The sequence below is a fragment of the Nonomuraea insulae genome, from assembly GCF_042656245.1.
This window is the reverse complement of the sequence record NZ_JBHSPA010000139.1, coordinates 1-676: the sequence shown is the minus strand read 5'-3', so window position 1 is coordinate 676 and position 676 is coordinate 1. Positions and strand designations below refer to the sequence as shown.

Genomic DNA, 676 nt, shown 5'->3' with positions numbered 1-676 from the left:
CGGCTCCGGTAAGACTTTCGCCCTGCGCCTGGCCGTCCTGGCCGCCAGCCTGGACCCGCGCGCTGAGCTGCGTATCTACGAGCTCAAAGGCGTCGGGGACTTCAAGGTCTTGGAGCCGGTCTGCACCGAGTACGGCAACGGCTTCGATGATGAGACGATCGCCCGCTGCGCCGGGATGATCCGCTGGCTGTACAAGGAGTGCGAGCGCCGTTCTAAGGGCATCGCGCACTTCGCCCAGCTCGGCAAGGCCCCGGAGAACAAGGTCACCCCGGAACTGGCCTCGTTGAAGGACTCGGGCCTGCATCCGCTGATCGTCGCGATCGACGAGATCCAGGAGCTGTTCCTGCACGGCAAGTTCGGTAAGGAAGCCGGGGAGATCCTGGAGAAGGTCATCAAGCTGGGCCGCGCCCTGGGCGTGATCCTCTTGATTGGCACTCAGATCCCTGACAAGGACTCGCTCCCGACCGGGATCACTCGCAACGTCAACACCCGCTACTGCATGTCTGTGGCCGACCAGGTCGCCAACGACATGATCCTCGGCACCTCGATGTACAAGAACGGCTATCGCGCCACCATCTTCGAGCCGGTCAAGGAGGCCGGGTGGGGCATCCTGTCGGGCCTGGGCAAGCCCGCCGCCCGCCGCTCCTTCATGGTGGACACCGATGCTGCCAAGCAG

The 676-nt window shown here is 64.5% G+C and carries 1 pseudogene; it reads left to right on the top strand.

Annotation, left to right across the window (positions count from 1 at the left end):
- Window positions 1-676, top strand: a pseudogene (locus ACFPZ3_RS70070) (cell division protein FtsK); the annotation flags it as partial.